Annotated in this window: 15 protein-coding genes; 12 read left to right on the top strand and 3 right to left on the bottom strand. The window is 55.7% G+C overall.

Features of this window, described 5'->3' with window-relative positions; translation table 11 throughout:
• The first annotated feature begins 257 nt into the window (after positions 1-257).
• Positions 258-1,796 (top strand): glutamine-hydrolyzing GMP synthase, encoded by a 1,539-nt coding sequence (guaA, locus tag KIS77_15070; GenBank protein ID MCW5923664.1) that lies wholly within the window; start codon positions 258-260, stop codon positions 1,794-1,796.
• A 295-nt stretch (positions 1,797-2,091) separates the two neighbouring features.
• On the opposite strand, the gene KIS77_15065 is transcribed toward guaA, so the two are convergent.
• Positions 2,092-4,833 carry a right-handed parallel beta-helix repeat-containing protein gene (locus KIS77_15065; GenBank protein ID MCW5923663.1) on the bottom strand — a complete coding sequence of 914 codons (2,742 nt, stop codon included), beginning with the start codon at positions 4,831-4,833 and terminating at the stop codon, positions 2,092-2,094.
• A 189-nt stretch (positions 4,834-5,022) separates the two neighbouring features.
• Positions 5,023-7,902, bottom strand: a complete 2,880-nt coding sequence (locus KIS77_15060; protein MCW5923662.1) for a hypothetical protein — start codon at positions 7,900-7,902, stop codon at positions 5,023-5,025.
• 629 nt (positions 7,903-8,531) lie between these two features.
• On the opposite strand from KIS77_15060, the gene KIS77_15055 reads away from it, so the two are divergent.
• From KIS77_15055 to KIS77_15020, 8 genes are all read left to right on the top strand, one after another.
• Positions 8,532-9,035, top strand: a complete 504-nt coding sequence (locus KIS77_15055; protein ID MCW5923661.1) for a hypothetical protein — start codon at positions 8,532-8,534, stop codon at positions 9,033-9,035.
• Between the two features lie 45 nt (positions 9,036-9,080).
• Positions 9,081-9,887, top strand: coding sequence for a hypothetical protein (locus tag KIS77_15050; protein MCW5923660.1), 807 nt, complete (start codon positions 9,081-9,083; stop codon positions 9,885-9,887).
• 6 nt (positions 9,888-9,893) lie between these two features.
• Positions 9,894-10,166, top strand: coding sequence for a preprotein translocase subunit SecG (gene secG / locus KIS77_15045; GenBank protein MCW5923659.1), 273 nt, complete (start codon positions 9,894-9,896; stop codon positions 10,164-10,166).
• Positions 10,167-10,457: 291 nt separating this feature from the next.
• Entirely contained in the window at positions 10,458-11,786 is a 1,329-nt protein-coding gene (locus KIS77_15040; protein ID MCW5923658.1) for a sugar porter family MFS transporter, read from the top strand.
• Positions 11,787-12,027: 241 nt separating this feature from the next.
• On the top strand, positions 12,028-13,635 hold the full coding sequence (locus KIS77_15035; GenBank protein ID MCW5923657.1) for a glycoside hydrolase family 32 protein: 1,608 nt from the start codon (positions 12,028-12,030) through the stop codon (positions 13,633-13,635).
• A 48-nt stretch (positions 13,636-13,683) separates the two neighbouring features.
• Positions 13,684-14,550, top strand: coding sequence for a LytTR family transcriptional regulator (locus tag KIS77_15030; GenBank protein ID MCW5923656.1), 867 nt, complete (start codon positions 13,684-13,686; stop codon positions 14,548-14,550).
• 294 nt (positions 14,551-14,844) lie between these two features.
• Entirely contained in the window at positions 14,845-15,489 is a 645-nt protein-coding gene (locus KIS77_15025; protein MCW5923655.1) for a DUF2306 domain-containing protein, read from the top strand.
• Between the two features lie 31 nt (positions 15,490-15,520).
• Entirely contained in the window at positions 15,521-16,822 is a 1,302-nt protein-coding gene (locus KIS77_15020; GenBank protein MCW5923654.1) for a hypothetical protein, read from the top strand.
• A 207-nt stretch (positions 16,823-17,029) separates the two neighbouring features.
• Here KIS77_15020 and KIS77_15015 read toward each other — a convergent pair whose 3' ends face one another.
• A complete protein-coding gene (locus KIS77_15015; protein MCW5923653.1) occupies positions 17,030-17,860 on the bottom strand; it encodes a glucosaminidase domain-containing protein in 831 nt (276 codons plus the stop codon).
• 590 nt (positions 17,861-18,450) lie between these two features.
• Between KIS77_15015 and KIS77_15010 the strand changes: the two genes are divergently transcribed.
• The 3 genes from KIS77_15010 (at position 18,451) to KIS77_15000 (ending at position 21,062) form a co-directional block, all read left to right on the top strand.
• Complete coding sequence (locus KIS77_15010) at positions 18,451-19,296, top strand: hypothetical protein (protein MCW5923652.1); 846 nt, start codon at positions 18,451-18,453, stop codon at positions 19,294-19,296.
• Between the two features lie 15 nt (positions 19,297-19,311).
• Positions 19,312-20,307, top strand: a complete 996-nt coding sequence (gene pfkA / locus KIS77_15005; protein MCW5923651.1) for a 6-phosphofructokinase — start codon at positions 19,312-19,314, stop codon at positions 20,305-20,307.
• A gap of 107 nt (positions 20,308-20,414) precedes the next feature.
• Positions 20,415-21,062 carry a Uma2 family endonuclease gene (locus tag KIS77_15000; GenBank protein MCW5923650.1) on the top strand — a complete coding sequence of 216 codons (648 nt, stop codon included), beginning with the start codon at positions 20,415-20,417 and terminating at the stop codon, positions 21,060-21,062.
• Positions 21,063-21,119 lie beyond the last annotated feature (57 nt).

Raw genomic sequence — 21,119 nt, 5'->3', positions numbered from 1 at the left:
TAGGGGTTGAGGTAAAATACTTAAAACGCGCACTATTCAAGGGGTGATTTCAAACCACCCCCTGAATAAATGCTTGAACATCAGATAATAAAGAAATTCAACCCCTAACTTGCAAGTATTTCAAAAAGCAACAGGCCGGGATAGCACTGCGGGCTGCAAACAGTACCGCATCCCCGCCACCGCCCTAATATTTTCCGCTCGCCTTTCCCTACCTTTGCTCCTTCTTTCCGGCGAACTAAAAGTTCGCGTTACATTTTATGCAAAAAATCCTGATTCTCGATTTTGGCTCGCAATACACCCAACTCATCGCGCGGCGGGTGCGCGAGATGAACGTCTTTTGCGAAATCGTTCCCTACAACAAAATGCCGGAATTAACACCTGACATTAAAGGTGTTATTCTCTCCGGCAGTCCTTTTTCCGTGCGCTGGCCCAACGCGCTGCGGCTCGACCTCAATCAAATCGCGGGCAGAAAACCCCTGCTCGGCATCTGCTACGGGGCGCAACTCACGGCGGATTTTTACGGCGGCGAGGTGGTGCAGTCCGAAAAGCGCGAGTACGGCAAGGTGATGCTCCAGCACAACGCACCGAACGACCCCTTCTTCGCAGGCATCTCCAAACGCTCGCAGGTGTGGATGAGCCATTCGGACACCATCTTGCGCTTGCCGGAAGGTTTCGAGGTGTTGGGGCATTCAGACACGATTCCCTACGCGGCCTTCCGCTCGAAAAACAGCCAATTTGCCGCGCCGGTGTACGGTATCCAATTCCACCCGGAGGTGTATCACAGCCTCGAAGGGTTCGAGATTTTGAAAAATTTTGTCCGCGACATCTGCGGTTGCACGGGCGACTGGACGGCGGCGCATTTTGTGGAAGAAACGGTGGAGACCCTGCGCCAACAAATTGGCAACGAGAAAGTGATTATGGCGCTTTCGGGCGGCGTGGACTCCACAGTGGCCGCCACCTTGCTCCACCGCGCCATCGGCGCTCGGTTGTTTTGTTTTTTTGTGGACAATGGCCTGTTGCGCAAAAACGAGTTTGAACAGGTGCTTCACTCTTATGAGGACATGGGACTTAACATCGAGGGCGTGGACGCGAAACAACGGTTCTACGCGGCACTCGCGGGCGTGAGCAACCCAGAGGAAAAACGCAAAATCATCGGAAGGCTTTTCATCGAGATTTTTGAGGAGGAATCGGAGGCGCACCCCGATTTTCAATGGCTTGGACAGGGGACGATTTACCCCGACGTGATTGAATCCATCAGCGTACACGGGCCGTCGGTGACCATCAAGAGCCACCACAACGTGGGTGGTTTGCCTGAAAAATTGAAACTGAAAATCGTGGAACCACTGCGGATGCTCTTCAAAGACGAGGTGAGGCGTGTAGGCAAAGAACTCGGTGTGCCGCCCAATATCCTGAACCGCCACCCCTTCCCCGGCCCGGGCCTTGGCATCCGCATTTTGGGTGACATCACCCCTGACAAAGTGAAAATGCTACAAGAAGCCGATGCCATTTATATCGGAAAACTCCGCGAACACGGCCTCTACGACGAGGTGTGGCAAGCCGGGACGATTCTCTTGCCCATTCATTCTGTGGGCGTTATGGGCGACGAACGCACCTACGAGCAAACCATCGCCCTCCGTGCCGTCAACTCGACCGACGGCATGACGGCAGAGTGGAGCCGCCTGCCATACGACTTCCTCGCCGAGGTGAGCAGTGAAATCATCAACAACGTGAAAGGCATCAACCGCGTGGTTTTTGATATTTCGACGAAACCACCGGCGACAATTGAATGGGAATAAAAGGGGGGTAAGGGTCATTAAGGGTCATTAAAGGTCATTAAGGGTAATTTTTGAGTTAGGCAAGCTTCATCAATGACCCCTAATGACCCTTAAGAGAGTGTTCAGAAAAGTGTGTCAAACCATACCGGATGTTTTCTTTTTACGCAATACACGCCGCACTTAAAGGAATGTAAATTATTGAAAACCAAAACTCTGTGCCCTTCGTGCCTCTGTGTTTTCTTATCGTCTCCCTTGGGATGACACAGTTTTCTAAACACTCTCACCCTTAATGACCTTTAATGACCCCTAATAACCCCTAATAACCCCTCACCAACCTTCCCACGCCCACCGCCTTGCCACTCCCGTCGCGCAAAATCACCGCGTACGCCCCGGCGGCCAAGCCCCCCAGACCCACCCGCCACGCCGCGCCCGCCGCCGACACCCGCTCCGACCGAACCAGCCGACCCCGAGCGTCGTACATCTCCAGCACCGACGGCATCGCCCCCTCCCACCGCAGCCACGCCCCCTCCCCCGCCGGGTTCGGCCAGATGACCAGCATGGCCACGCCCTCCGCCTCCGTCACGCCCACCAGCGCCTTCACCTCGAACGTCCACGCCGCCTCGCAGCCCCGCGCGTCCGTCACCGTCAGCGCGTAGGTGCCCTCCGACAGCCCCGCAAGAATGGCCTCCATGCTGCCGCCCGGCTCCCACAGGTAGGCGTAGGGCGGCGTGCCGCCCGTCACGCTGTTCACCACGATGCCCCCGTCGGCGCTCTGGGGCGTGGAGGGCCGGGTGACGGTGGCGGCGAACTGCAGGGTGTCCGGCTCGGGGATGTCGAAGGAGAAGGTGGCCGTGCAGCCCCAGCCGTCGGTGACGGTGACGGAGGCCGGGCCGGGGCCGAGGTTGGTGTCCACCGAGTCGGTGGCGCCGGAGGGCGACCACAGGTAGGCGAAGGGGGGCTTCCCGGTGAGCGCCCTGACGGAGAGCATGGCGTCGGCGGCGCCGAAGCAGGAGATGGGCTGGCCGTCCACCTGCAGGGTGGGCGCGGGGGCGGCGGGCACCGTGACGGAGGCCGTCAGGGAGTTTCCCCTGGCGTCGGTGACGGTGAGCAGGTAGTTGCCGGGGGCGAGGCCGGAGAGCGAGTCGCCGGAGAGGGCGCCGGACTGCCACTCGAAGGCGAGGGGCGGGCATTCGCCGACGAGGGGCAGGGCGATGGCGCCGTCGGGCAGGCCCGCGCAGGCGGCCTTGACGTCCGGCGCTGCGGCGAGGGCGAGGGCGGGGGTTTCGTAGGCGCCGATGTCCACCGTGCCGTCCTGTATGCGGGGGTTTCCGGCGAGGTCGGTGGGGATGTTGGCGGCGTGGAGGTTGTTGCCGGCGTTGACGAGGGGGGAGCAGCCTTGGAGGCGGAAGTCGCTGGCGGCGGGGTTGACGAACATGGGGTCGAGGCCGGTTTGGACGTTTTCGCAGAAGACTTGGTAGAATCCTATTGATGAAGCACAATCAAGAGTATCTAAGACGCAATGACTGATATGGTACTCCGGGGGGCCAATACTGGCACCTATTCCATAAAAAGAATTTAATGATAATCTATCGAATATACTATTCTGAAGAAAAATCTTTGAATTTTGCTTGCTTGAGCAAAGTTCTTCCATAGAGCAATCATAAAAAGTAGAGTTTATTAATGTTATCTCACAAAAAGATTCGGTATGAAAAAGATTCTGACATGAAGAGTTTAATACCTTCACATGAAATGCAAGATAATTGACTGAAGTTGAATGAAACAAGGATGTAAAGTGAGAATTTTCAATAAAAATGTCTTTGTAAATTGATGTTGCAGATGCTTTTACTGGGACTCCGGATATACAGCTTATTATGGAATCTCTTACGAAGTAAATCTTCCCCCCAAATAAGGCATCATAGCCAGCAAATATAGGTTTCCCAGAGTTTGTCTCTTCAAAGCGATTGTCAATTATTGAAGCGACTGTTTCTCCCGATGTCAGGTCAATATTGTCAAACCAAACGTCGGTTACAAAGTATGAATTTGCCTCATTTCGTAAAAAGGTACAATTGCTAATGGACGCTTTTTTAAGATAAAGCAAATTGCGATTTTGTATTGCTAAAGCACTATGCTTGTTTTCAATAAACCTGCATCCTTCCACCCTTACTTTTGCTCCGGCGTTTCGCCCCACCCTCAGGGTGGCTCCTCCGCCGCCCATTACGGCATCGTTTTGCGCGAACTCGCACCGATACACGTCAATCACGTCCGTCCGCTCGGCATCCAGCACGAACAGCCCGCCGCCGTTGCGACCGGCGAGGTTGCCTGTGAACCTGCAGCCCTCGAAGTCCATCCTGTCCACCCAGGCGCAGCCGTTGCGGTACAGCCCGCCGCCGTCCTGCCCGGCGCGGTTGCGCTCGAACACGCAGTCGCGGAAGGTCGGGGCCACCGACCCCGTGCCGCTGCCGTCCACGTACACCGCCCCGCCGTGCAGCCGCGCGTAGTTGCGCTCGAAGCGGCAGTTGGAGACGGTGCAGTAGGCCTCCTCGTCGCGTGCCATGACGAACAGCGCGCCGCCCGCCATGCGCGGCAGGTCGGCGGCCGCGACGCCCGGATAGTCGGCCTGTCCGAAGCGGAACACCAGCCCGTCCACCACCGTCAGGCTGTCCGGCTCCCCCATGTAGAGGATGGTGTAGGAGTTGTCGGTGCTGTCGCCCGCCGTGCCGATGTCGCCGCTCAGCACGGTGGGGTGGGCCTGCCAGTCGCGCTGCGCGAGGTCGGCCTCGGTGCCGGCGAAGCCGCCGTAGAGCGCCACGCCGCTTTTGAGGTCGAAATAAATGTCCCGGGCGGTGCCGGTGGTGGGTCTGTACTCGCCCTCGGCCACCCACACCTCGTCGCCGGGCTGGGCGGCGGCGAGGGCGGCGTGCAGGTCGGCGTATGCGTCGGCCCAGGAGGAGCCGTTGTTCTGGCCGGTGGCGGCGTGGTTGACGTGGAGGCGCTTTTGGGATAGGGCGGGGCCGAGCGCCCCGAGGAGGAGTATATGGAGGAGTAGGATGTTTTTCATGAGAAAAGTCGTGTGTTTGGTTTGTGTTTGAAAGCGATTCGTCGGAAAAGAGGCCGTCTCACAAGTTTAAATTTCGACAGGATTAACAAGATTTACAGGTTTTTTTACCCGAAAAAGGGCGCGAATCTTGTCAATCCTGTCAAACAAACATCACTTATGGGACATCCTCTTGAGAAGCGGGCGCGTCCGTCATTGCCGGATGAAGGTGCCCTTCGCCCGCTGCTTGCCGTGCCGCAGCTCCCAGTGATAGACCCCGGCGGGCCACTCGGCGGCTTGCGGCACGGTCAGCGCGTGCGGGCCTTGTTCCAATGCGTACTCGCGGAAAAAGACCCTCGTGCCGAAGGCGCCGTAGATGGACAGCCGTGCATTGCCCGCTTGCGGCATCGTCAGGTCGAAACCGACCTCGGCGACGGCGGGGTTGGGGCGACAGGTCGCCGACAGGGGGTTGTCGCCGGCTTGCTCGCGGCTTTCCGTTTCCGGCGCGACCCTCAGCCGGAGCGCGTGGGCATGGCCCGCCTCGCCCCAGCCCAGCCCGGCAAGCGCCTCGTCGTCGAGGCGCAAAAGGCCGCCCGGGTCGGGGATGTCGCGCTTGGCCCGGAAGGCGAGGCGGAACAGGGCTTGGCCTGCTTGCAGGGGCGCCTCCTCGCCGGGCTGGGCGAACCACAGGGCGCGGACGAGGCCCTGCCCGGCCCGAGTGAGGCCGAAGTTGCCCTCGTTGAGGCTCCCCAGGTCGCCCTGCGCGGGGCCGACGAGCTCCAGCGCGTCGGGGTCGAAGCGCAGGGCCATCTGCCAGGCGACGAGGGGCACACCCGTGGCGGCCCGCACCGGCAGGGCGAAATGCTCGCCAGCCCTGAGGGGGCTCGCGGGGATTTCGAGCGCGGCCTCGCCGACGGGTTTTTGAAAAGCGTCGCAGTCGTTGGAGCAGCCCGTCAGGGCGCTCAGGTTGACGTCGCCCACCTTGATGGCCACGAAGTCGGCTTCGGCGGTGGGAAGGGCATATGTTCCATTTTCTGGAAAAGTGGTTTGGAAAGGGTCGCTTGGATTGGGGAACACATACGACTTGGGCACAAAACGCCACGAGGTGTTGTTTCCGGGAAGCGTGTCGGCAAGGCCCAGTATCAGCTTTCGCAGCTCAGCGATGTCAAACGTCGTGATGCTGTTTGACTTGTTCGCGTCGGCGGCAATCATCTTATACGGGCTGTCCAGGACTTCCAGCCCAAGTATGTGCTTTTGGATGAGCACGAGGTCGAAGGTGGTCACGCCGTTGAGGGGGTTGTCGTTTTTGGAGGGGGTGACCTGATACTGGCTGACGCCCTCGCACACGCACTTTGAGTATGGCACCGCGCAGGAAGACGAGGCGCTGGGCAGGTTGGCGACGAAATTGATGGGAGCGCACCCCCCGCCCACGGGCGCGACGTGCACGCTCACGGCATCCACGAAGCAGCCGTTCTTCGTGGCGATGTCGCCCTCGATTTTTTTGGGGCAAAGCAGGCCCATGTTGTGGATGGCGGGGCGGCACTCGTCGGTCGAGACGTTCTGGATTATCCGCTTGACGGTCACGCGCCGCGCCTTGCCGCTCATCACGCAGCCGCCGCTGCCATTAAACTCTATCCGGATGCGGGTGTTGGCATCGAGGGTGATGCCGTCGGCATCGTTGATGCACAGGTTGACGGTGTTGCCCGACACATAAAAACAGCCGCCCGGGCAATCGTAAGGGGCTGATGTCGGGCACGTTATGTTCTCCAGATAGGCACCCGATATGGTCACGCCCGGCTGCAGGTCGAACTCGAGCAGCGCCTTGAAAATTTTGAATGCTCGGGTGGGCTCATTGCCGAAGTTCCAGTTCAGTCGCGCGTAAGCCGCCAAGTTCCCGCACTCGCTGGGCGGCACCGACGAGGGCTCCACCGTCAGCCACATGTCGGGACAGGGCGGCTCGCCCATGTGGGCGCACTCGACCGACCCTTCGGAGTCGGGGGAAAAAGCGTGGCACTGAAAACTGGGGCCGGTGCCGATGCTCTGCCCGCTTCGGACGCGCCCCGGCCTCAGGGTGGCCGTGAGGGTGTGCGTCTCGCCGGCATCCTCGGGCCTCGGCACGCGGATGGTGAAAAGAACCGTGCCGCCCGGAAGCCCCGATGCCGAAAACGACGGGTACCTGGCGTGCAAGAGGTACCTGACCTTGTCCTCCACCTCCAAAACCCGCACCGTCGGGAGCGGGATGCCGCCGTTGAAGCCCGTCGCTTGAGGGGGGGCGTTCATCCGGGGCGCGTTGGGGCCCGCGCAAGCGATTTCCACCGCGAAATCCATGAAATTCACGTCTGGCGGAAGCATGGACACCGTGACGGGGACGAGCATGAAGAGCGGGCTGACACAATTGGCCTCGAGGGACAAGGTGGCCGCGGACGCGACAGAGGGCGGCGGAAACGTCGAGACGGTGTTCCCGATGCAGCCCGGCTGGCTCGTGCACATATGGAAATCGTTGACGTAGCTCAGCTCGGCGCACTCCAGCCCGAACTCCTCCCCCGGAAAGCCGTCCACGAAGACCTGAAAGAGCGGCTGGGTGGTCCGGTATTGCTGAAAGGGGATGAGGGGCGTGACCTCGCCCGTCATGTTTGTCACCAAAAGGGTGGCCTCGCCCTCCTTGGCGTCGAAGGTGACGGCGGGGTTGCCGTTGCCCAAAAACGCGGCGAGGCAAGTCGCCGCCTCGGTGAGCGGCTCGTTGATGGACGTGATGGCGCCTTTCGCAAGGTTGAGCCTGACTTTCACGACCAAATGGGCGTAGCCCATGTTGAAGTTGCCGTTCGACCAGGCGCCCGGCGCGGGCGGCACGGCCCTCAAAAAAACGTCGTATCGCATTCTCTGGCAGTTGGTGGGGCCGCAACAGGGAAAACAAAGGGGCTGGTCGTCGGCGCTCCCGTCGTACGGCGACGGCACTATCTCTATTTGCAGGGAGCCGCAGGGCGGGTGAATGGCAGGGCCTGTCTGTGCCGACAGGCCTGATGCCAAAACGAGCCAGCCGAGGAGCGGGAAAACCGCCTTGAGCAGGCGGTGCGCGGCCAAACAGGGTGTCACGGCTCTTGAGACGGGGTTTTCCGTGAGCGTGCCGAAAGGGGCAAGGGATTGAGACGGGGCGCCGGACGATTCAATGTTTCGCCCCCCCCCCCCCGTTTTTTTCGGAAGATAATTTTGTCAAGCATGGTAAAAGGTTTTTGAAAAATGAATGAATAACGGTTTGCATGATGCTCAAGGGATGATTGGCCTGCCACTCGCCGCCGCGTCGTGTCGCGGCAAGCGTCCTTCAGCCGCGTCCTTTGCGCGTGAGCAAGGGACGCTCCCCATTGTGGGGGCAGGGCTTGTTAACGGAAAACAGATTAGAGGCCCGGCCGGGCGCGATAAAAAAGGTAGCCTTCGTCGCTGGAAAAAAAGATGAACACCGAAAAACGCGCGGATAATCTGTGGGGATTATTGTCAGGGTACTCGTACACTCACATATCGGTCGGATACATGGTACAGGTCTAAAGAACACATAAAACTCATAAAACTAAGGCTGTGGCAAAGATAGTCAAGGGGGCGCAGAACCAAACCCGAGAGGTGAGTTGTGTCAAAAATTAACATACGCTCAAAACTCCAACCTCGCTCTATTACTTTTGCCCCATGGCATCGAAGAACCCTGCAAAGACGTTTCTTTCAAAAAACAGAAGATGAGCCTCCGCATACTATCATTTTTATTGTTGCTGACGGTCACTACTCAGGGCTGCTATCGCCTCAGGGGCATCACCATTGATGCTCGGGTCAACACCTTTTTTGTCGTCACTTTTGAAAATATCGCCCTCAACGCGCCTCCCACTTTGAATGTGGAGTTCACGGAGCGCCTCAAAGACAAAATACGCACAGAAACGCGACTGATACTCAAGACCGAAGATGCTGACGTGCAATTCAGCGGAAAAATTCAGGATTTCAGGGTGGTGCCTGTGGCACCGAGGCCCGGCGAAACTGTAGCTTTGAACCAATTGGTCATCGTGGTGCAGATTAACGCGGAAAATATGATGGAGGAGAAGGTCGAATGGCCGCGCGAGAAAACATTCAGCCACTTTGCGGAGTTTTCGAGCCAAACCGACTTGCTCGCCGTGCAAGACCAACTTGTTCGTCAAATCGGCGACCAATTGCTCGAAGACATTTTTAACTATTATTTCAACAACTGGTAAATCGGAATTGGGAATTACAGGATTGCCACCAACAATTTCAACACTTTGACACAAGAACGTTTTCATCGTTTGCTCGACAACCCGGAGCTCCTGACGACCATCCCTTACGAGGAGATGAAAACGTTGGTATTGACTTACCCCTACGCCCACAACCTGCGCTATCTACTGGCACTCAAAGCCCATCAGGACGAACATCCCGACGCGGAGCGAATGTTGAACACCGCAGCCGTATATAGCCTCGACCGCACGCAACTTTTTCACCTGACCGCGATAAAAATACCCTCGTTCCAACCCCTGACCATCATGATGGAAGAAGCGGTGCTGGAACTCAAACCCATCGAGGAGGTACAGCGCGAACTCGAGGCATTGGCTCCTCAAACACGCCCCGAAAAAGTGGAAACGGCCACTTTTGCTCCTTCGCCTCCATCCCTGCCGACCGAAACGAAGCCACCTGAAAAGCAGGCCATTTCAGAGGCGCCCAAAAAATCACCGCTTCCCCCGTCTGTCGCCCGCGAGCCTTTTGCCGCATGGATAGCACGGTTCAATCCTCCGTCGCTGACGGTAGGGCCAAGGCAAGGCGACATCACCCCTGCGGCGACAGAAGCGCCTCCGGCCCCCAATAGAGCGCCCACGTCGCCACCCGAAGAAAAGCCACACACTGGCCTCTCTGCTCAGGAACTCGCCGAGCGCAGCGTGGCGGAGAACAAGGATGTAATTTCCGAAACGCTGGCCCGTCTGCTGGCCAAGCAGGGTTATCGCGACAAGGCAATAAATATGTATGAGCGGTTGCGTTTGGCGTTTCCTGAAAAAAGCGCGTACTTTGCCGCCGAAATTGAAAAACTTAAAAAATAGACGAAGATGTTATCTACTCTCTCGGTTCTGATTGCCCTGATAAGTGTGCTGTTGATGTTGGCGATATTGATTCAAAATCCCAAAGGAGGCGGCATTGACGCGACTTTTGGCGGACAGGCGCAGCAGTTGTTTGGCGCGGCGCGTTCCACTGATTTTATCGAAAAAGCAACATGGGTGTTGGCTGGTGCTTTGGCGGTGTTGTGCATCATCGCCGTGCTGACCGTTGGCACGGGTGGCCCGGCATCCCCCACCGACCTTCCGCCGTTGCAGTCGCAATAATTTTTGCGCTGACAAAATGAATGAGAGGTGTCTCATAGGTCATCATGGCATGACGTATGAGACACCTTTTTTTTGCCCACAGATACCGTATGCTTTTTTCGCCACTTGAATATAACTCTCATCGCCAAGTTTTGGGCATGGCTAAAAGCGCAATTTGCGCAAAAGCAAGGGGAACAATCATTGCAATCTGACAAATCCTAACGAATCAAGGTATAATTCAAGCGACGGCCTTGTATTTGCGCAAATCATTCGCCAACAAATGTAGTTTTGCCGCAGAAAAAAACGGGTCGAATGAGTCATCGCAAAATCTTCTTTTGGTCTATCACCGTCGCATTGGCGGGCTTCTTGTTTGGGTTCGACACGGTGGTTATTTCTGGTGCTGACCTTTCGCTGCAAACCCTTTGGCCAAGGGGCGAAGTTTTTCACGGCTTTGTCGTCATGGCTTCCGCCCTTTGGGGCACGGTGGTGGGTGCCATGCTGGGCAGCATCCCGACGGATAGGTTGGGCCGCAAAAACACCCTGCTCTGGATAGGCATTTTCTACCTCGTGTCCGCATTGGGTTCGGCGCTTGCCAACGACCCGTGGGTGTTTGCCTTCTTCCGCTTTTTGGGGGGGCTGGGCGTGGGTGCCTCCACCATCGCTGCCCCTGCCTACATTTCGGAAATCGCTCCGGCCAACGAGCGAGGCAAATTGGTGGCGCTGTACCAGTTCAACATCGTGTTTGGCATCCTCGTCGCATTTCTTTCCAACTACTTGCTGAGTGGTCTTGGCGACAACGCTTGGCGTTGGATGGTGGGCGTGGAGGCCATCCCCGCTTTCCTGTATGCCGTGATGGTGTTCACCGTGCCCGAAAGCCCGCGCTGGCTTTTGGTGAAGCGCCACGACCGGGCGGCAGCGGCGCAAACGCTGCGCCTCATTGCTCCGCATGCCGACACGGAGGCGGAAATGCGCCGCATCATGGCTGACCACGATGAGTCCGACAAGAGCGAGACAATTTTTACGCTGAAATACCGATTCCCCTTGGTCTTGGCTTTTTTGGTAGCATTTTTCAACCAGTTTTCGGGCATCAACGCATTCCTCTACTATGCCCCTCGCATTTTTGAAATAGCAGGCTTGGAGAAAAGCGCTGCCTTGCTTAGCAGTGTGGGTATCGGCGTGACCAATCTGATTTTCACCTTGCTCGGCCTTTCGTTGATTGACCGTTTTGGCCGGCGTCAGCTCATGTATATCGGCTCAATTGGGTACATCTTGTCGCTCTCGTGCGTGGCCATCGCCTTTGCTATGGGCATCAAAGGCTTTGCGGTGCCTATTTTTTTGTTTTTGTTCATAGCAGCACACGCTGTGGGGCAGGGCGCGGTGATTTGGGTTTTTATCTCTGAAATTTTCCCCACACACCTGCGAGCAAGCGGTCAGTCTTTGGGCAGCTCGGTGCATTGGGTGTTGGCGGCTGCCATTCCCTCGCTGATACCTGTGTTGTTCACCCGCATAGGCGCGGCACCTGTTTTCGCCTTTTTTGCCTTTATGATGGGGCTTCAACTCCTGTTCGTGTGGCGAATGATGCCAGAAACGAAGGGTGTTTCGCTGGAAGATTTGGAAAAGAGATTGACTGCGAGAGACTAAAAGCACAATCCGCTCAATATCAAAGGAGCGAAATCTTGGTGAACTGACAAATCTTGGCGAATCAAGAGACTTGTTGCGGTGGAGGGCTTTGGCGAAGGGAAAGCCCTTTTTCCGACTGGCTTCGTTAAATTTTTCGCCGAGTATGTCCGATTTCGACTGCAAAATTTGCCTTGCCAACCAAAGGAAATGACAACCCCCGTCACTCAAAGCCCTCCACCGCAACAAGTTCAAGGTGTAAAACATGAAAAATGCCATTTTGACCTTACCGCTCATCTACATCGGCTGCGCGATTTGTGGGTGCAACACCCCCTCCTCGCCTTCCAACAAGGAGGCTTTGGAGTATTCGGAGCCGCATCGTCCTCAATTCCACTTTTCCCCAAAAGAAAAATGGATGAACGACCCGAATGGGATGTTTTTCTACGAGGGTGAATACCATTTGTTTTATCAATTCTATCCCGACTCGAATGTGTGGGGCCCGATGCATTGGGGCCATGCGGTGAGCAAGGATTTGACGCATTGGGAACACTTGCCCATTGCACTGTATCCCGATTCTTTGGGCTATATTTTTTCGGGCAGCGCCGTGGTGGACTGGAAAAACACCAGTGGATTGGGCCATGGGGCTTCGGGCCAGCCCCCTATCGTCGCCATTTTTACCTATCACGATATGGAGGCGGAAAAAGCGGGGCGCAGCGATTATCAATGTCAGGGCATCGCTTTCAGCCACGACAAAGGCCGCACTTGGACAAAGTATGAGGGAAACCCCGTATTGCCCAATCCCAAACAAATCCGCGACTTCCGCGACCCAAAGGTGCGTTGGGACGAACGCTCCGCGCAGTGGGTGATGGCATTGGCCGCGTACGACCATATTCAATTCTGGGGTTCGCCGGATTTAAAAAAATGGCGGCACCTCAGCGATTTTGGCAAGGAATGGGGCGTACACGGTGGGGTTTGGGAATGTCCTGATTTGTTCCCAATCGTGGTAGAGGGAACCAACGACACCCGCTGGGTCTTGCTGGTCAGTATCAATCCGGGGGGGGCGAACGGAGGGTCGGCCACACAATACTTCGTCGGCGATTTTGACGGCCAACATTTCAAACTCGACGATTCCTTCGTGCCTTTGGTGCGCGACGAAAAAGCGATTTGGCTCGACTATGGGCGCGACAACTACGCAGGGGTCACTTGGTCGGACATACCCAACGACGACGGTCGCCGCCTGTTCATGGGCTGGATGAGCAATTGGGACTACGCCACGGCGGTGCCTACCGCCGTCTGGCGGAGCGCCATGACGCTGCCCAGAGTGCTTACCTTAAACAAAACAAGTGCGGGCTATCGGGTTTTTTCGCACCCCGTGGAGGCATTGAAACAACTCCGAACGACGAGGCGACGATTGGAGCCTATCGAAATAACGGGCACGCTCGACCTGACCAAGACCATCGGGTTTTCGCCCTCGCAGATGGAATTGATGCTCGAATTCGAGGTTGACCCCGGCACTGCTGTTGACTTTGGCGTGGAACTGTCGAATGCAAAAGGAGGGCGTTATCGCATTGGCTACAACGCTGGCACGGCTTTGTATTCCAGCGACCGCACCCAATCCGGGGAGGTGGCTTTTTCCGAAAAATTTGCCAACTCGGTTCACACGGCACCGCGTGTGTCGGCGGACAAGAACATCCGGCTGCACTTGTTTTTTGATGTGAGCTCGGCTGAGCTGTTTGCCGACAACGGCGCTACCGCGTTGACGGACATTTTCTTTCCCAGGGAAAACTTTTCCACCATCAAAATCTACGCTGAAAACGGGAAAGTGAAACTGGCCAATGGCGAGGCTCACGCGCTCAAGCGAATCTGGAGATAGCCCTCCACTCTTCATCACTTCCGAAAAATACGCCGTTCCTTTGCCCCCATGCTTGGAGCGTTTTGGAACCGTCCATATAGCCTCGACCGCTCGCCGCGTCACATCCTGTGGCGGGGAGCGGTGGTAGGTTTTTTCGTGTTCGTGTTTTTGTGGTTTTTCCAACCATTTGGCCTCAACACGCTGCCGAAAGGGCTGCTTTACGTCGCATTGGGGTACGGTTTGGTTTCTTTCGGCGTGATGACGGCGGTCGGCATGGGCATGCGCCTGTTGCCCAACGACTACTACACCGAAAAAAACTGGACGGTGGGCAGAGAAATCCTCTGGACGATGGTCAATCTGGCGCTAATCGGCTTAGGCAATATCCTGTATAGCGATGCGCTGGGCTTAGTGGACTTGAGCTGGCAAAGCCTCATGTATTTTGAACTATACACGGTGGCCATAGGTATTTTTCCGGTGACAGCCTCTGTGCTGCTGAAGGAGGCGCGTCTGCACAAGCGATATGCGCGGGAATCAGCGGTCATCAGCCGCGATTTGCACGCACACCTCCCGGAACCCCTCGCCGTTGCCCCGGTGCGCATTCCCGCCGAGACCCGAGGCGGCGACCTCGTGCTGCCTGCGGATGCGCTGTTGCTCGTCCGTGCCGCCGACAATTATGTGGAAGTGTTTTTTGTGGAAAATGACCAATTGCGCAAGGTCGTCCTACGCAATTCGCTAAAAGCCGTGGAGTCTGCTTTGGCGACACATCCACAATTCATGCGTTGCCACAAGGGGCACATCGTGAATCTGCAACACATCGAGGACGTGAGCGGCAACGCGCAGGGCTACAAATTGCATCTTCCTCGATTGGACGCTCCGGTGCCTGTGTCGCGCCAACTCAACCAAATGCTGCGCGAACGCCTTGCCGTTCGCCCCTAAGGGCCGCCGTTCGCCCCTTTCCCCTTGTCGCTCGTCCCTGAATGGGCCGTTCGTCCCTTTCCGCTTGCGCGGCGAATCGGGTGGGCAAATCTTTGTCCCATCAATAGGGTTGTTGCGGTGGAGGCCTTTGGCGAAGGAAAAGCCTTTTTTCCGACTGGCTTCGTTAAATTTTTCGCCGAATATACCCGATTTCGACTGCAAAATTTGCCTTGCCAGTCGAAAAAATGACAACTTCCTTCACTCAAAGCCCTCCACCGCAATAGCTCTAATCATTTCTGAAAAAAACGACGCACTATGGAATCGCTTCGCTTGGCTCTTTTGTGGACGCACATCTTTTTTGGCTTCTTAGCTCTTTTGGCCGGTCTAATCGCTCTGGGCAGTGCGAAAGGCGGGAAAACACATCGCAGGGCAGGGACAGTGTTTTTCAACAGTATGCTGGCCGTGGCTTTCTCCGCGCTGGCGCTCGCAAGCATATCGCACAATTGGTACCTATTCTACATCGCGGTTTTTGCGCTATACCAGAACTATTCGGGCTACCGGGCGGTGCGCGACAAATCGCTGCGGCCATCCCCTTTGGATTGGTTGGTGTGGGTAGTGGCGGTGGTGGTGGCAGTGCTTATGCTCCTGACGAAGCACTTGGTGCTGCTTGTTTTTGGCGGCATCATGGCGCTGCTCACCGCGCGCGATTTGATGCTCTTTTCAGCGGTGCTGCGCGGCAAGGCGCTGCCTAAACAACAATGGCTCATCCGACATATCGGCATGATGGTGGGCGCATACATCGCCACCGTGACGGCCTTTGTGGTCGTCAACTTGCAGACGTTCAACCCGATGTGGTTGCCGTGGCTGGCACCCACCGCTTTGGGCTTGCCGTTCATGGCCTACTGGATGCGCCGCACCCGACAAACAAAAAAGCAAACTAGTGTCGCGTCGGGTCAATGACCAGACACGGCATTATCATTTGAAAAAAAACATGAAACAAATCCGCTTGCTTGCCCTGCAGCTCATCTTGTGCGGAACACTCCACGCTCAACAACTCTCCGACACAACTTACACCGCCGACTACCTTGACCGCAGCACACGGTTTGCGTGGACTACCTTAGGGGGCGACCTGACGCTTTTGCCGGGCGGACACATCGAATTGCCAAATCGAGGGCGCACCGACTTTGGGCCTACGCTGATGCCTCGGCTCACGCTCGGCGGCATTCACTTCTGGGGGCACGCCGACTTCTACGTCACCTTTCCGTTGCCGCTGCGCAAAAACTTCTCTGGCGCTCCTTTCGAGTCCGTGCATTATGCGGAGGGCATCGAAACGGGCGCGCGGGTGTACCCGTGGCGTTTGCGAGCGGGCACACTGCGTCCGTATATCGGCATCAGCTTCAAGCCCTTGTCCTACGGGCACGCCTTGCCAGAGACCGATTACGGGGTGGGCTTTCCGCGCAACCAACGTTTCGTGGGGCCAGTGCAGGCGGGGCTGACATACGCGACGCCCTCTTTTCTGTTCACGGGTGGCATACACCTCCTAAGGAAGCGGAATTTTCAATATGCCATCACCCCTGAACAGGAGACAAGCGGTGCTTTTCATGCTTTGTCGTTCACGCTCGGGGTGGTGAGATACTGGGACCTCGACCGCGATGCCCGCACGGAGCGCGGGGTGCAGCAAGAGAACCTTAAACATCATTTGTTGGAAAAAAACAACAAGATGAGCGCCTTCTATTGGGCCGTCGGGCCTTCGGCGGCACTTCAATTGGGCAAATCTCCCTATTTGAAAAATCAGCATCCTGCGCTGTATCGCACGCTGACTGGGGGTTTCATGCTCGATGTGGCGCTTGGGTACCACTGGGCGCGTCCCGACCTGAATGTCGGCCTCTCGTACCGGTTCATGGGCGATGAAATAGGCGCGTTCGATACCCGCCTCAGGTTGCAGCGCCATTCGTTCATGCTTGAAACGTACAAGTTTTTGTTCAACTACCTCGGTTTTGTGCCTTACGCTGGTGTGACTCTTTCCATGGAAAATCTTCGCCTGCGCGTCAACGACCAGCAAATAGCGGAGCAGAAGCCGGCCTTTGGGTTTATCGCAGGCTGGGATATTCGCGTGACGCGGACGGGCAGCAGCCTGTTGCGCACCAATTTGCGTTACATACCTGGCCTCGCCCTGATGGTGGATGGCGAGCGTATGCGCTTCGACCATCTGGAATTTAACTTCATCCAGTATGTGCGGTATATCGGCCGGGAACGGTTTTATGGCGGGTTTCGGAAAAAACAAAGCCGATAGGGTAGGGGTGGGACCCAAGGCAAACGCATCAAAATACAACCGACCTCTCCGAGGTTTGTGCGTTTTTGATGCGTTTGCCCTGGGGGGGCCAGACTGTGGAATAAATCCTATCAAAACGTTCAAGGCGAACATTGTACAGGAGAATTAGAGGAGGGGCATCGTCCCATTCACCGTAAGTGGGACGATGCCCCTCCTCCCACGCCGAGTTCAAGGCATGTCGTACCTATCCAAGTCCAGGGTTTGGATGATGGCAATCAACTTTTCGCCATATTGTTTGTCGGTCGCGTATCCCGCTTGCGCCAAGCCACGTGCCCATGCGCGATAGTCGGTGGGCTCCAACTCGAACAGATGCTTGTAGCGGCTGCTGTTTCGCAGAAATTGGCTGTGTGCGCGGTACCCGCCTTTGGCGTTCGCGTATTTCACGAAAAAATCCTTGTGCGTGTCGTCGGTGAAGTTGGCGCAGTGTCCTGCTTTGCAGCGTTTTGAAAAACATTTGATACCGAAATGGTTGTTGGTTTTCATTGCCAATTTGCTCTCTCCGGCGTTGCTTTCAAGCAAGCCTTGAGCTAGTTTGATGCTGGCGGGAATACCTGATTGTCGCATTTCGGCTATCGCAACGGGCGCAAACCGCTCCACATAGTCGCGGCATTTGGTGAGGCGAATTTCCATCTCCGAGGTTTGGAGGCTGTAGCGCCGGGCAAAGGCAGGGTCAATGGCAAACGTGACGTTGTTCAAGGCGTTGGGAGGCAGCGCTACCTCGACTTCCGTCAGTTTTTTTTCGCTTTTCTTGGGGTGCGGCGTGAAGCCAAACATCGCCGCCTTTACCCGCTCGCCTTGGGGCGGTTCGGTAGGCTGGCTCGTCTCTCCGAGCGAAACGGGGCCCAGGATGATGGAAACATTGTCGGTCCATACCAGATAGGTAAGCGCGACGACCAGCAGAAGCTTCCAAAGCAACTGTTCCTTTTGGGTTTCGGCTTGTTCGGCTGCCGCCACCCTGCTGCTATTGTGATTGGTGTGGGCGTGATTCAAACTTGCCATGTCGTAAAAATTTTTGTGTGAGAGGGACTGAATCTTTTGTTCAAAATGAAAAACGCCGCAATGTAACACAATTTGTTTTTTAAAAACAAACAATAAGTTTTTTATTTTTTGCGCTTAGAACACTCAAACCAAGTTTCTTAATGCCTCCACCAAGATTTCAAACAACTAAAAGATTGATTTGTAGCTGCTTAGATAGAGGCAGCGCCTCGAAACACATTCGAGGGTGCTGCTCCCCTTCACGAAAACATCTCGAACACCTCCCGCCCATTTTTCGGGGCAGTGCCCTTGCCCAAGTATTTGCTGCATAAGATATGGTCAACGCAAATCAGCCCCGTCCGCCTCACTTGGTCGGGCAAGCCCTAAAACAGGTTCTGGCAAGGTGGTTTTGAACGGACGGCGCTTACAATCCTATGAAAATCACGCAAATCAACCAAGGGACTCTTTAAATCCTCTTTAATCTGGGTATAAATCGCTGCAATTTTTGGGAATCCTCTACTTTTGCGTCATTCGTGTAGTTTTTACAAATAGTAAACCCACGCAGCAAACAACATCGAGTCACCTCCGGAATTTCCGGTTCAAGCCGAATAATCATGGTCATTATTGCCGACTGCGGTTCCACAAAGTCTGACTGGCTGCTCGTCCAAGGAGGACGCGACCACACCCTCGAAAACACCGTTGGTTTTAGCCCCTTCTTCCATTCCACCGAGGAAATCACGGCTATACTAAAGGAACAACTGTTGCCCAAACTGACACCCGAAAAAGTCAAAGAGGTGTATTTCTACGGCACAGGCATCCACGATGAACACCGCGCTGACATAGTGGCTAATGCCATCAAAGCGGTTTTTCCGAGAGCAACCGTGGAGGTGGAGCATGATTTGCTGGCAGCAGCAAGGGCCACTTGTGGCCACCACGCGGGCATCGCCTGCATACTTGGCACTGGCTCCAACAGTTGCTACTACGACGGGGAGCGCATTCTCGACAATGTGCCATCGCTCGGCTGGCTTTTGGGCGACGAAGGCAGCGGCACGCACTTGGGCAAGGCGTTGGTGCGGGCCAAGTTCTACCGCGAACTGCCTACCGACCTCAACAGAGCATTCGACACGGCCTACCCGGAAGGCATGGATGCCATCAAAGACCGCGTCTATGAAAAAGGGGCCAACGCTTACCTTGCCACGTTCACGCGCTTTCTGGGCGACCACATCAAGCACCCCTTCGTGCAGCATTTGGTGGCGGACAGCCTCGGCGAATTCCTCGACCGGCAGGCCTGCAAGTACAATGGCTACCAACACGTTCCCATTCATTTTGTCGGCTCCATCGCGCACCATTTTCAAGAAATCTTGATGCAGTGCATGGAGGCTCGCAACCTGAAACCCGGTGTCATCATCCGCAAGCCTATCTACCCGCTCGCGGATTATCACCTTCATCCGATTGAGTAAACACAAACTTCCATCATGGCAAAAGACATTAAACGAATCGCCGTGTTCACTTCCGGTGGCGATGCACCGGGCATGAACGCTGCCATACGCGCTATTGTGCGCAACGCTTTCCACAACGACCTTCACATCTACGGCATCATGCGCGGGTATGAAGGCATGATAGAGGGTCAGAAGCAAATCAGGCGCTTGGAAACCACCGATGTGAGCAATATCATCCACCGAGGCGGCACCATCCTGAAAACTGCTCGCAGTCAGGAGTTTATGACACCTGAGGGCCGCAAACACGCGCACGAAAACCTGACTTACAACGACATTGACGCGCTCATCGCCATCGGTGGCAATGGCACGATGACGGGGGCGCTCAAATTCATGGAAGAATTCCCCGACATACCCATCGTGGGCATTCCCGGCACCATTGACAACGACCTGTTCGGCACCGATTTTACCATAGGTTTCGATACTGCCGTGAACACAGCGGTGCAAGCGGTGGATAAAATCCGCGATACCGCTGACTCGCACAACCGCCTCTTTTTCGTGGAGGTGATGGGGCGTCAGTCGGGCTACATTGCCTTGCACACCGCTATCGCTGGAGGCGCAGGCGGTGTTTTGATACCCGAAGAGGAATCTTCCATTGACGACTTGATAAAACTGCTCAAGCGCGGAGCCAAACGCTCCAAACTTTTTAGCATTGTCATCGTGGCGGAGGGGCATCAGATGGGCACCGTGTACGACATCGCCAAATATGTGGAGGACAAAATCGACGAATACGACGACATCAAGGTGACGGTGATCGGGCACCTGCAACGCGGCGGCTCGCCCTCTGCTTTCGACCGGGTGCTGGCCAGTGTGCTCGGTTTTTCCTCCGTCGAGGCATTGTTGAACGGGAAATCGGGCGTAATGGTCGGTCTAAAAAACAACAACGTACAGTACACGCCATTTGAGGAGGCCATTGCCAAGAGCAAGCCCTTGAACAAGGAACTGCTTCGCATGGCGCATATTTTGGCGCAGTAAGCATCTTTCCATCTTGGCTGAATTTACTTTGAAAATTTTCGAGGTTTCCCGTTTCGCAGCTGTTTTGGTGGAAAAAATCTCGTAAGTTTGAGCAAAATTTATGTAGGATGTTCGACGACAAACGATTGGCTGTCAAAAACTCAAAGGCATTTGTCAACCCTCTCATGCTGTTGGTGCGCAACGGCCCCGTGCAGATTAGAAGCAAAATCACCAAAGCGCAATTTCACCAATTCATGCTTCACCATGAGGAGGTAAAAATAGAGCGCGACAAACATGGTGTCATCACAATCCACCCGCCCATGACCTTGAAATCAGCCTATTATGAGGGTGAGGCTTTTTTTGCTTTGAAGCAATGGTCAAAGACCAACAATCTTGGCCGTGCCTTCAGCCCTTCCGCCGCTTTTGACTTGCCTGATGGCTCCACATACAAAGCCGATGGTGCCTGGATTTCGATGAAAAAACTCAAGCAACTGACCCCTGAACAGGCTGACGGCATCTCGTTTCTTGTGCCCGAATTTGTGATGGAAGTTCGTTCAAAGAGCGACACTGTTGCAAAGCTAAAAAAGAAAATGACCAATGTGTGGATGGCAAACGGGGTGCAACTGGCTTGGCTGATTGACCCACACAGCCAAAAAGCGTGGGTTTATCGCGCCGCCCTTCCGGTGGAAGAGGTGCCCAATTTCGATGCGACGCTTTCCGGCGAACCGCTGCTGCCGGGATTCGAGTTGGACCTGCGGGACTTGAAAGGAGGTTAAACTTTGTTAAAACTGTCGGCATCTGTAATTTGTCCCCAACATTTGCGACACTTACGT

Source organism: Saprospiraceae bacterium (assembly GCA_026129545.1).
Classification (GTDB): Bacteria; Bacteroidota; Bacteroidia; order Chitinophagales; family Saprospiraceae; genus M3007.
This window is presented reverse-complemented; position numbering and strand designations above follow the sequence as displayed.